The sequence below is a fragment of the Microvirga tunisiensis genome, from assembly GCF_009296175.1.
Lineage (GTDB): Bacteria > Pseudomonadota > Alphaproteobacteria > Rhizobiales > Beijerinckiaceae > Microvirga > Microvirga tunisiensis.
The window spans coordinates 1-10,864 of the sequence record NZ_VOSK01000220.1 but is presented as its reverse complement, the minus strand read 5'-3'; the positions used below and the strand labels follow the sequence as shown (position 1 = coordinate 10,864).

Here is a 10,864-nt window from a genome sequence, read left to right as displayed (position 1 = left end):
GCCGACACCATCGGCGCTCAGCAGCACGATGGCGGCCCGCCAGACATGCTTCTGGGCCGTGTTCCGGTTGCTGATAACAGCCTCAAGGCGCTGCCTGTCTGAGGAGTTAAGGGTGATGGAGATACCAGTGCGCATGCTGCAGCCTCGCATACGCACAAGCCAGGGGGAATCCTCACGCGGACTCTTTTGTTAGGCGGAAACCACTAGTCCTCCAATGGGGTTGGGCTTTTACCCGTGTTCCCCAGTTGCAAAACTATATGACAGTTGAACGACGCGCTAGAGGGTTCGAAGCCGGCTTAGGAATTCATGGGCTGGCTGACACGGCCTCCTCCCCCGGCTATGGATAGCTTCCGTTGTTGGAGCCTGAAGATGCGTACCTTCTACCCCGAAATAGAACCTTACGACCACGGCATGCTGGATGTAGCCGACGGCCATAGGATTTACTGGGAATTGTGCGGCAACCCGCAGGGAAAACCCGTGGTTTTCCTTCATGGCGGCCCGGGCGGCGGCTGCACGCCGACCCAACGCCGGCTGTTCGATCCCGAAAAGTACCGAATCCTGCTCTTCGATCAGCGCGGCTGCGGACGCTCGACGCCTTATGCGAGCCTGGAAGCCAACACCACCTGGGATCTCGTGGCCGACATCGAGCGCCTGCGCACGATGATCGGTGTGGACAAGTGGATGGTGTTCGGCGGCTCCTGGGGCTCGACCTTGGCGCTGGCCTACGCCGAGACCCATCCGGAACGTGTAACAGAACTGGTGCTGCGCGGGATCTTCACTCTCCGCCGCGCGGAGCTGCTCTGGTACTACCAGGAAGGCGCCTCCTGGATCTTCCCGGACAAGTGGGAGGGTTTTCTCGCCCCCATCCCGGAGGAGGAGCGCGGCGACCTGATGGCGGCCTATCGCAAGCGCCTGATCGATCCCGACCCTGCCGTCCGGGCCGAGGCGGCGCGCGCCTGGAGCCTCTGGGAAGGGGAGACGATCACGCTCCTGCACAACCAGGAATACAGCGACCAGTTCGGCGATGAGCACTATGCCATCGCCTTCGCCAGGATCGAGAACCACTACTTCGTCAATGAAGGCTGGTTCGAGGAAGGGCAGCTCATCCGCAACGCCCATCGCCTGAAAGGCATTCCAGGCGTGATCATCCAGGGCCGCTACGACATCGCCACGCCGCCGAAGACCGCCTGGGAGCTGCACAAGGCCTGGCCCGAGGCGCAGTTCATCATGGTGCCGGATGCGGGCCATGCGGTGAGCGAGCCGGGCATCACGCATCATCTCATCGAGGCGACGGATGCGTTTGCGCGATCGTAGCGCCGAACCAAGCCGTCATCCCGGAGCTGCGTCACCGGAATCAGAGGCCACTCTCAAAACTCTCCCCGTCATGGCCGATCGGGATCACCGGCACAAGGCCGGTGATGATGTGAGAGGGGGCATTCCGGCCGGAGCAAAGCCGAACGCAGGACGACCATGGCGTAACTTACTTCGCCGTCCAGCCCCCATCCATCGACAGGTTGGCGCCCGACATCTGGCTTGCCGCATCCGAGCACAGGAACACGGCGAGCGCCGCGACCTGATCGACGGTCACGAACTGCTTGGTGGGCTGCGCCTCCAGGAGCACGTCGTTGATCACCTGCTCCTTGGTCATGTTGCGCGCCTTCATGGTGTCGGGGATCTGCTTTTCCACGAGCGGCGTCCAGACATAGCCGGGGCTGATGCAGTTGACCGTAATGCCGTCGGTGGCCACTTCGAGCGCCACCGTCTTGGTGAGGCCCGCAATGCCATGCTTGGCAGCCACATAGGCCGATTTGAACGGCGAAGCGACGAGGGAGTGGGCCGAGGCCGTGTTGATGATGCGGCCCCATTTGCGCGCCTTCATGCCCGGCACCGCGGCGCGGATGGCATGGAAGGCGGACGACAGGTTGATGGCGATGATCTGATCCCATTTCTCGACCGGAAAATTCTCCACCGGGGAGACGAACTGGATACCCGCATTGTTGACCAGGATATCGACGCTGCCGAATGTCCGCTCAGCGAGGCGGATCATCTCCTCGATCTCGTGCGGCTTCGACATGTCGGCCGGCGAATAGATCGCCTTGACGCCATACTCGCTCTCGATTCCGGCACGCGTCTCCTCGATGTCGCCCGCATCGCCGAAGCCGTTGATGACGACATTGGCGCCTTCCTTGGCGAAAGCCCGGGCGATGGCAAGGCCGATGCCGCTGGTCGAGCCTGTCACGACGGCTGTCTTGGATGTCAAAGTCATGATCTACTCCGTTCAAGCCTGGGCATCAGGCATCATCTTAGGGGAGGGATAGCACGAAGGGCGCTGCCAGGGTGAGCCTAGCAAAAAGAAGCATGGAAGGATGATCCCGTAGCAAGGCCCTCACCTGCTTCCGGTGCATGGCCCATTGGATCGAGGCCCCGTTGCCGGATCGGCAGCAATATGAGATGCGGGATCTCTGGCTGTTCCGGATCGTCAACAGGTGCATCGTGCCGACACCGAAAATACTCCCCTGCGGCGACAGCGCCGTGACCATCGAGTTCGGCGATACGATCGATCCGGACATCAACGGCATGGTTCTCGCGCTGGACGATATTGTCCGGGCACGCGCCCCGGCCGGCCTGATCGAAACGGTGCCGACCTATCGCTCCCTCACCATCCAATTCGATCCGGTGGCGACCGATTATGACGCTTTGGTCAGGCTCCTGAACGAGGAAACGCAGAACCTGCCCCCTCGCAATGCCGTTGGCCGGCGCTGGCGTGTGCCGGTCGTCTACGGCGGCGAATACGGCATCGATCTCGAGGAGGTGGCGAGCCTCCACGGCCTGACGCCAAACCAGGTAGTCGAAATCCATTCGTCCGCCATCTATCGGATCTACATGATCGGCTTCCTGCCGGGCTTCACCTATCTCGGCGGCCTCGACAAGAGGATCGCCACGTCCCGCCGGCTCCATCCGCGTGCCAAGATCCCCGCAGGCTCGATCATGATCGGCGGCGAGCAGGCCGGCATCGCGCCCATGGACATGCCGAGCGGTTGGCACAACCTCGGCCTGACACCCGTTCGTTCCTATGCACCGGGCCGCGATCCGGTCTTCCTGTTCGCGGCCGGCGACGAGATCGTCTTCGAGCCCGTCGACGCTTCGCGCTGGGAGGCGCTGGAGAAGGCGGCGCTGGCCGGCGAACCTGTCGCCGAGGAGGTGCGTCCATGACGGATCTCGTGGTGAAATCCTGCGGCCCGATGACCAGCCTGCAGGATCGCGGGCGTCTCGGCTACGAGGGCTTCGGCGTCTCGCCCTCCGGTGCCATGGATCGCCGTGCGCTGGCGATGGCCAACGCTCTCGTCGGCAATGCCCCCGAGACGGCGGCTGTCGAATTCATGAACCTCGGTGGCGCCTTCATGTGCGAGGGCGGCGATCTTCACCTCGCGCTCGTCGGGGCAGGATGCGCCCTGAGCATCGATGGGGCACCTGTAGATCCTCAGACCTCTGTGGTTCTCAAAGAGGGGCAATCTCTTGAAGTAGGGCATCCGCGGACCGGTACCTTCGCGTACCTCGCGGTGGCCGGAGGCTTCGCCGTCGAGCCGGAACTGGGGAGCCTGTCCTTCCACCTGCGCTCCCGGCTCGGCGGGCTGAAGGGAGCCCCCCTGAAGGCGGAGGACCGCCTTCCCTGCCGGCCTGAATCGCAGGATCGCGAGCCGATGCAGCTTGCCCTCGATCCACCGGAGGAGAGCGGCCCGATCCGCGTGATGATGGGGCCTCAGGACGATTACTTCACGCCGGAAACGATTCGAATGTTTCTGGAGAGCGAGTTCGCCATCAGCCCTCAGGCCGACCGTATGGGCTTTCAGCTCACCGGCCCGCGCCTCGAACACGCCAAGGGCTTCAACATCGTATCGGACGGTATCGTGGATGGCCATATCCAGGTGCCGGGCAGCGGCCAGCCCATCGTGCTGATGCGCGACCGGCAGACGGCGGGCGGCTATCCGAAGATCGCGACGATGATCAGTGCCGATCTCGCCCGCTTCGCACAGATGCGCCCAGGTATGAGCGTGCGCTTCACGGCCGTCGAGCGGGATGAGGCCGTCGCGGCCGCGCGCCGCCTGAAGGACTGGATGGCGTCCCTGCCTTCAAGCCTCACGCCCGTTCGCTTCGCCCTTACGACCGAGCATCTATTGAGCCGCAACCTGATCGGCGGCACGGTCGATGCGCTCGCTCCCGCCACAACCGACCCGAACGATTGAACGAAAAGGGTGTCGCACCTGCGACGCCCTTTCTCATACTATTTCGTCTTGACGCCGCTCTCCTCGCTGCGGTCCGGCGCCCCTGCGGCCTTCGCCTCGCGGCGGCGTTCGTGCAAGATCCATTCGGTATAGCCATTGGGCTGCTCGGCGCCCTTGAAGATCAGGTCGCAGGCGGCGTTCCAGGCCGGGCCCTCGAATTTCGGCGTCATGGGACGGTAGAGCGGATCACCCGCATTCTGCCGGTCCACCACCTCCGCCATGCGGCGCAGGGTCTGCATCACCTGGTCCTTCGAGACGATGCTGTGGCGCAGCCAGTTGGCGAGGTGCTGGCTCGAAATGCGCAAGGTGGCGCGATCCTCCATCAGCCCGACGTCGTGGATGTCCGGCACCTTGGAGCAGCCGACGCCCTGGTCGATCCAGCGCACCACGTAGCCGAGAATGCCCTGGCAATTGTTGTCGAGCTCCTGCTGCACCGCATCCGGCGCCCAGTTCGACTGCGACACCGGAATGGTCAGGATGTCGGAGAGCTTCGCGCGCGGACGCTCCTTCAGCTCCTCCTGACGGACCTGCACGTCGATCTGATGATAGTGGAGCGCATGAAGCGTCGCTGCGGTGGGCGACGGCACCCAGGCGGTGTTGGCGCCGGCCTGAGGATGGCCGATCTTCTGCTCCAGCATATCGGCCATCTTGTCGGGAGCCGCCCACATGCCCTTGCCGATCTGGGCCTTGCCAGGTAGGCCGCAGGCGAGCCCCACATCCACGTTGTTGTCCTCGTAGGCCTTGATCCAGGCGGTCGCCTTCATGTCGTTCTTGCGGACCATGGGGCCGGCTTCCATGGAGGTGTGGATCTCGTCGCCGGTGCGGTCCAGGAAGCCCGTGTTGATGAACACGATGCGCTCGGACGCGGCCTTGATGCAGGCCTTGAGGTTGACGGAGGTGCGCCGCTCCTCGTCCATGATGCCCATCTTCAGCGTATTGCGGGCAAGGCTCAGCATGTCCTCGACGGCACCGAAGAGGTCGTTGGCGAAAGCCACCTCGTCCGGACCGTGCATCTTGGGCTTCACGATATAGACCGAACCCGCGCGACTGTTGCGGATCGGTCCCGAGCCCTTGAGATCATGGATGGCGATCAGCGAGGTGACGGCGGCATCGAGAATGGTCTCAGGAATCTCCTGGCCGTCCTCGTCCAGCACCGCGTCGGTGAACATGTGGTGGCCGACATTGCGCACCAGCATGAGGCTGCGCCCGTGCAGGCGCAGCTCGCCGCTGTTCGGCATGGTGTAGACCCGGTCCGGGTTGAGACGGCGCTCGACGGTGCGTCCCCCCTTCTCAAAGCTCTCGACGAGGTCGCCTTTCATGAGCCCGAGCCAGGTGCGGTAGACCTGGACCTTGTCCTCGGCATCCACCGCCGCAACGGAGTCCTCCAGGTCCATGATGGTCGAGACCGCCGATTCCAGCACCACGTCGGCGATGCCGGCCGGATCGTCGGCGCCGATCGGATGCGAGCGGTCGATCCGGATGTCCAGGTGCAGGTTGTTGTGGCGCAGGAGCACGGAGGACGGATTGGCAGCCTCGCCCTGGTAGCCGACGAACTGGGTCGGATCCATGAGGCCGGTCTCGGTGCCGTCCTGCAGCGTGACGAAGAGGGCGCCGCCCTGATCGGCGTAGGCCACGGCATCCCGGTGGCTGCCGCTGGCCAGGGGCGCCGCCCGGTCCAGCACTTCGCGGGCACGCTCGACCACCTTGGCGCCCCGTGCCTTGTTGTAGCCGCCGGAGCGGGCGGCACCGTCCTCCTCCGGGACGGCGTCGGTGCCATAGAGCGCATCGTACAGGCTGCCCCAGCGGGCGTTGGCGGCATTGAGCGCGTAGCGGGCATTGGAGACCGGCACCACGAGCTGGGGACCGGCGATGCGGGCGATCTCGTCGTCCACATGCTGCGTCCCGACGGAGAAATCCTCCGGCTCGGGCAGCACATAGCTGATGTCACGCAGGAAGCGCTCGTAATCCGCCTGATCGAAGGCCTTTCCGGTCCGGGCGCGATGATACTTGTCGATCTGCGACTGCATCTTGTCACGGACGGCGAGCAGCTCGCGGTCGCGTGGCGCGAAGTCCCGGACGAGCCCGGCCAAGCCTCCCCAGAAGACAGCACTCGACAGCCCCGTGCCGGCAATCGCCTCCCGCTCGATGAAATCGTGAAGAACCGGTGCAACCTGGAGGCCGTTCGTCTGGACGCGCGTCATCGTTCCCGCTTTCGGTGGCTAAAGGACACTGCCTTAGCTTAAGGCGCTGCGACTAAAAATGAAGATCGACAGCCCTTCCATGAGAAAAAGGATGAACGATGGGCCGGAATCCTATGCTTTAGAAGTCGATCCGGCTTCCCGGATAGGTTCTTGAAACAAAAAAGCCGCCTGAGCGGCGGCTGTTTTTGAGGAATTGGTGGAGCCGAGCGGGATCGAACCGCTGACCTCTTGAATGCCATTCAAGCGCTCTCCCAACTGAGCTACGGCCCCTTGAAAACCGCGGCATTTGGGGTGCCGCGGCGGTTTCTGTCTTCAGCAGAGGCGTCTCTATAGTCGCCTCCGATCTGAGGTTCAAGCCTCTTCGTCGTCTTCCAGATCGCTGTCGATCAGATCCGACACATCGTCGTCGCCCTCTTCCTCGTCCTCGAGGAAGGTGTCGTCATCGGGAGCATCATCGGCCACGTCGATATCGTCGTCGACCGGGACGTCCTTCTCGTTCTCGCCAGCCTCGACCTCGTCGAGGGAGACCATCTCCGGTCCGGTCGATTCGATTTCGGTCTCGTCATCGTCGGCGACAGCCGCACGGGCGACCACGGGGGCGGCGACCCGGCTCAGGGCGGTTGCCTGGAACACCGTGCCGCATTTCGGGCAGACCGCCGGGTCCCTGTTGAGATCGTAGAATTTTGCGCCGCAGCTCATGCACTGGCGCTTCAAGCCGAGTTCCGGTTTGGCCACGGGTGATTGCCTTTGGAAGTGAATGGTCGGGAACGCTCCGTTAGTCGTGAGGGAATGGCTTGTCAAATAGGAAATTGCAAGAATTGCAAGAGAGGGCGGACCTTGAGCCAGCTTGCGCGTGACGGCGGGAAAACCCCGTGTTAGGAGCCCGCCCGTATAAGAAGTCCCAAGGAACCCGAGCAAGGAACCGAGAATGTCGCACGCGCACGGATCGCCGTCCCCGGTCTCCAGCAGGTCTGGAACGCCCCTGAAAGGGCGCATCCGCCTCCCCGGCGACAAGTCGATTTCTCACCGTTCCATGATCTTCGGGCTGCTGTCGATCGGCGAGACCCGGGTCGAGGGTCTCCTGGAGGGAGACGACGTGCTGCGCACCGCCGAAGCCTGTCGGGCCCTTGGCGCCACCATCACCCGCGAGGCACCGGGCCGGTGGCGGATCGTCGGCGCCGGCATCGGCGGGCTGAAGGATCCCTCGGATATTCTCGATTTCGGCAATGCGGGCACCGGCTCGCGCCTCATGATGGGCGTTGCCGGAAGCCACCCGATCACGTCGACCTTCGACGGCGACGCCTCGCTGCGCAAGCGTCCCATGCGCCGGATCCTCGATCCGCTGACCCAGATGGGCGTGACCGTTGTCAGCGAGGCCGAGGGTGGACGGGTTCCCCTCACCCTGCGCGGTCCGAAGGAGACGATCCCGATCACCTACGAGACCCCGGCGGCTTCGGCTCAGATCAAGTCGGCGATCCTGCTCGCCGGTCTCAACTCCCCCGGCAAGACCACCGTGATCGAACGCGAGGCGACCCGCGATCACACGGAACGGATGCTGCGGCATTTCGGAGCGAGCGTGGAGGTCGCCCTCCACGGAGCCGATGGCCGCGCCATTACCCTCCAGGGCCAGCCCGAGCTGCGCGGAACCGAGATCGTGGTGCCAACCGACCCCTCCTCGGCCGCCTTCCCCCTGGTCGCAGCGCTGATCACCCCCGGTTCGGACGTGGTTCTCGAAGGCGTGATGATGAATCCCCTGCGCACAGGCCTCATCACCACGCTGATCGAGATGGGGGCCTCCATCGAGCGCCTGAACGAGCGGGACGAGGGTGGCGAGACGGTCGCGGACCTGCGCGTGCGCCACAGCCGCCTCACCGGCGTGACCGTTCCCCATGCCCGGGCCCCGGCCATGATCGACGAGTACCCGATCCTCGCGGTCGCGGCCGCCTTCGCCGATGGCACGACCCGCATGCAGGGGCTCCATGAGCTGCGCGTGAAGGAATCCGACCGCCTTGCCGCCGTCGCCGCAGGTCTCGCCGAGGCCGGCGTCGAGCACGAGATCCAGGGCGACGACCTCCTGGTCCATGGCTCGAACGGCAAGGTTCGTGGCGGCGGCAATCCGGTGGCGACTCATCTCGACCATCGCATCGCCATGTCGTTCCTGGTCATGGGCCTGGCAACGGCCCAGCCGATGACGGTCGATGACGGAGCGATGATCGCGACGAGCTTCCCTTCCTTCCTCCCGCTCATGCGCGAGCTTGGCGCCACGATCCAGGATTGAGCCGTCCATGATCATCGCCATCGACGGCCCCGCCGCCTCGGGCAAGGGTACCCTGGGCAAGCGCCTGGCCGAACATTACGGCTTCGCCCATCTCGATACCGGCCTGCTCTACCGGGCGGTCGCCCGCGTGCTCATGGATCGGGACATCCCTCTCGCTGATCAGGCCGCAGCAACAGAGGTGGCGCAGAACCTGGACGTCAGCCATCTGGAAGACGATTCCCGCCTGCGGGGAGCGGCCATGGGCGAGGCCGCCTCGGTGGTGTCCGCCTATCAGCCGGTCCGGGATGCCCTTCTCGCCTTCCAGCGCCAGTTCGGCGTGAAGGCCTCAGGCGCGGTGCTCGACGGGCGGGACATCGGAACGGTGGTCTGCCCCGATGCGGAGGTGAAGCTCTTCATCACCGCTGCCCCCGAGGAGCGGGCGCGACGCCGTCACCGGGAACTGCTGAGCCGGGGCGAGCAGGCGGAATACGAGACCATCCTCGTGGATATCCGCCGCCGCGACGAGCGCGACATGACCCGGAGCACCGCTCCGCTGAAAGCCGCCGCCGACGCCGTCACCCTCGATACGACGCATCTGGATGCCGACGGTGCCTTCCGGGCGGCGCTCGCTATCGTGGAGCGCAAGCGCACCTCGAAATGAGCAGTGGAAGCCCATAATTTCCTGGGCTCTGAGAATACCCCTAGTCCCCGCCTGACCTTGCCTTAGTTTCAGAAGCTGGCACACTTCAAAGACCAATCCGGCTCCCGACACGGAGATACCGATGGTTCGTTCCGGCTTCATCCGCCTTGCCGCAGGACTGGCTTGTCTCTGGGCGCTTCTGGCCCTGCCGGCCCAGGCGCAGACCGAGACGGAGGTCGACCTGGCCCTCGTCGTGGCCGTCGACATCTCCTTCTCCATGGATACGGACGAGCAGGCCCTGCAGCGGGAGGGCTTCGCCCAGGCCTTTCGCTCCAAACTCGTCCACGATGCGATCCGCGGCGGGATGCTGGGCAAGATTGCCGTGACCTACATGGAATGGGCCGGGTCGCCGGATCAGAAAGTGATCGTTCCCTGGACCGTCCTCGACAATTCCGAGAGCCTGATGGCCTTCGCGGACAAGATCGCCTCGACGCCCCTGCGCCGGGCGCAACGAACCTCGATTTCCAGCGCCATCGATTTCAGCGTGAAGCTTCTCGAGGAAAGTGGTGTCAGCGCCACACGGCGGGTCATCGACGTCTCGGGCGACGGTCCCAACAATCAGGGCCGGCTCGTGCTGGAAGCCCGCGATGCGGCCCTGGCCAAGGGTATCACCATCAACGGCCTGCCGATCATGCTGCGCCAGCCCGGCTATCTCGACATCCCGGATCTCGACATCTATTACAAGGATTGCGTCATCGGCGGCCAAGGCGCGTTCACGGTTCCAGTGCGCGAACGCGATCAGTTCATCGAGGCGATCAAGACCAAGATCCTGCTCGAAGTCGCCGACCTTATGCTTCAGCAGTCCCTCATCAACCGCATTCAGTCCACTCCGCGCACCAACTGCATGGCCGGCGAGATGCAGTGGCGTGACCGCTGGAGCAATTGAGCTGTCTTTACCCATGAAGCAATTGACGTTGGCGCTCGTGGCTCACGACGCCAAGAAGGACGACATGGCCGATTTCGTGGCCATGTATGAAAACGACATCCGCCCCTTCACCCTCTTCGCGACCGGCACGACAGGCGGGCGCGTGATGGAGCGCTGCCCGTCCCTGTCCGTCACGCGGTTGAAAAGCGGACCGCTCGGCGGCGATCAGCAGATCGGCGCGATGATCGCGGAAGGAAGGATCGACGCGCTGTTCTTCTTCGTCGATCCGCTTTCGCCGCATCCGCATGACGTGGACGTGAAGGCGCTGATGCGCCTCGCCCTCGTCTACAACATCCCGATGGCGCTCAATCCCGCCACGGCGGAGCGACTGATCGAATCGTTCAGGGACTAGAGCGCGTTGACATTCAGGCTTTCGACGGACTCGCAAATCTGATTCAAGCTCCTTTTGGGCGCGGAGGCTTGGGTGAGCGGAGTTCGTCTGATGTTGAAAGATCACCAGTGGGATCGGATGGAGCCGCATTTGCCGGGCAAACGCAT

Annotated in this window: 10 protein-coding genes, 1 tRNA gene and 1 pseudogene; 7 read left to right on the top strand and 5 right to left on the bottom strand. The window is 64.1% G+C overall.

Annotated features, from left to right (window positions below; translation table 11 throughout):
• A pseudogene (locus FS320_RS48500) lies at window positions 1–135 on the bottom strand (IS630 family transposase); the annotation flags it as partial.
• A 234-nt stretch (window positions 136–369) separates the two neighbouring features.
• On the opposite strand from FS320_RS48500, the gene pip reads away from it, so the two are divergent.
• A complete protein-coding gene (gene pip / locus FS320_RS30675) occupies window positions 370–1,314 on the top strand; it encodes a prolyl aminopeptidase (RefSeq protein ID WP_152716118.1) in 945 nt (314 codons plus the stop codon).
• Between the two features lie 166 nt (window positions 1,315–1,480).
• On the opposite strand, the gene FS320_RS30670 is transcribed toward pip, so the two are convergent.
• Window positions 1,481–2,266 carry a 3-hydroxybutyrate dehydrogenase gene (locus FS320_RS30670; protein WP_152716116.1) on the bottom strand — a complete coding sequence of 262 codons (786 nt, stop codon included), beginning with the start codon at window positions 2,264–2,266 and terminating at the stop codon, window positions 1,481–1,483.
• Between the two features lie 185 nt (window positions 2,267–2,451).
• Between FS320_RS30670 and pxpB the strand changes: the two genes are divergently transcribed.
• Window positions 2,452–3,213 (top strand): 5-oxoprolinase subunit PxpB, encoded by a 762-nt coding sequence (gene pxpB / locus FS320_RS30665; protein WP_152716122.1) that lies wholly within the window; start codon window positions 2,452–2,454, stop codon window positions 3,211–3,213.
• Window positions 3,210–4,244 carry a 5-oxoprolinase subunit C family protein gene (locus tag FS320_RS30660; protein WP_152716114.1) on the top strand — a complete coding sequence of 345 codons (1,035 nt, stop codon included), beginning with the start codon at window positions 3,210–3,212 and terminating at the stop codon, window positions 4,242–4,244. The genes pxpB and FS320_RS30660 overlap by 4 nt, the downstream gene beginning before the upstream one ends.
• 38 nt (window positions 4,245–4,282) lie before the next feature.
• On the opposite strand, the gene FS320_RS30655 is transcribed toward FS320_RS30660, so the two are convergent.
• The 3 genes from FS320_RS30655 to FS320_RS30645 all read right to left on the bottom strand — a co-directional run bounded on the left by FS320_RS30655 (window position 4,283) and on the right by FS320_RS30645 (window position 7,219).
• A complete protein-coding gene (locus tag FS320_RS30655) occupies window positions 4,283–6,484 on the bottom strand; it encodes a malate synthase G (protein ID WP_152716112.1) in 2,202 nt (733 codons plus the stop codon).
• Between the two features lie 194 nt (window positions 6,485–6,678).
• Window positions 6,679–6,754, bottom strand: a tRNA-Ala gene (locus FS320_RS30650).
• 81 nt (window positions 6,755–6,835) lie between these two features.
• Entirely contained in the window at window positions 6,836–7,219 is a 384-nt protein-coding gene (locus FS320_RS30645; protein WP_162003353.1) for a TIGR02300 family protein, read from the bottom strand.
• A 193-nt stretch (window positions 7,220–7,412) separates the two neighbouring features.
• Between FS320_RS30645 and aroA the strand changes: the two genes are divergently transcribed.
• The 4 genes from aroA (at window position 7,413) to FS320_RS30625 (ending at window position 10,718) form a co-directional block, all read left to right on the top strand.
• A complete protein-coding gene (gene aroA, locus FS320_RS30640) occupies window positions 7,413–8,762 on the top strand; it encodes a 3-phosphoshikimate 1-carboxyvinyltransferase (protein ID WP_152716111.1) in 1,350 nt (449 codons plus the stop codon).
• 7 nt (window positions 8,763–8,769) lie between these two features.
• Entirely contained in the window at window positions 8,770–9,402 is a 633-nt protein-coding gene (cmk, locus tag FS320_RS30635) for a (d)CMP kinase (RefSeq protein WP_152716109.1), read from the top strand.
• 121 nt (window positions 9,403–9,523) lie between these two features.
• Complete coding sequence (locus FS320_RS30630; protein ID WP_152716107.1) at window positions 9,524–10,327, top strand: DUF1194 domain-containing protein; 804 nt, start codon at window positions 9,524–9,526, stop codon at window positions 10,325–10,327.
• A 13-nt stretch (window positions 10,328–10,340) separates the two neighbouring features.
• Entirely contained in the window at window positions 10,341–10,718 is a 378-nt protein-coding gene (locus FS320_RS30625; RefSeq protein WP_152716105.1) for a methylglyoxal synthase, read from the top strand.
• Window positions 10,719–10,864 lie beyond the last annotated feature (146 nt).

What these genes read in the sequence shown, in the direction of transcription:
- FS320_RS30630 (WP_152716107.1), top strand. Translation starts at nt 9,524, where the DNA reads ATGGTTCGTTCCGGCTTCATCCGCCTTGCCGCAGGACTGGCTTGTCTC.
- aroA (WP_152716111.1), top strand. Translation starts at nt 7,413, where the DNA reads ATGTCGCACGCGCACGGATCGCCGTCCCCGGTCTCCAGCAGGTCTGGA.
- cmk (WP_152716109.1), top strand. Translation starts at nt 8,770, where the DNA reads ATGATCATCGCCATCGACGGCCCCGCCGCCTCGGGCAAGGGTACCCTG.
- FS320_RS30660 (WP_152716114.1), top strand. Translation starts at nt 3,210, where the DNA reads ATGACGGATCTCGTGGTGAAATCCTGCGGCCCGATGACCAGCCTGCAG.
- pxpB (WP_152716122.1), top strand. Translation starts at nt 2,452, where the DNA reads ATGCGGGATCTCTGGCTGTTCCGGATCGTCAACAGGTGCATCGTGCCG.
- FS320_RS30625 (WP_152716105.1), top strand. Translation starts at nt 10,341, where the DNA reads ATGAAGCAATTGACGTTGGCGCTCGTGGCTCACGACGCCAAGAAGGAC.
- FS320_RS30670 (WP_152716116.1), bottom strand. Translation starts at nt 2,266, where the DNA reads ATGACTTTGACATCCAAGACAGCCGTCGTGACAGGCTCGACCAGCGGC.
- pip (WP_152716118.1), top strand. Translation starts at nt 370, where the DNA reads ATGCGTACCTTCTACCCCGAAATAGAACCTTACGACCACGGCATGCTG.
- FS320_RS30655 (WP_152716112.1), bottom strand. Translation starts at nt 6,484, where the DNA reads ATGACGCGCGTCCAGACGAACGGCCTCCAGGTTGCACCGGTTCTTCAC.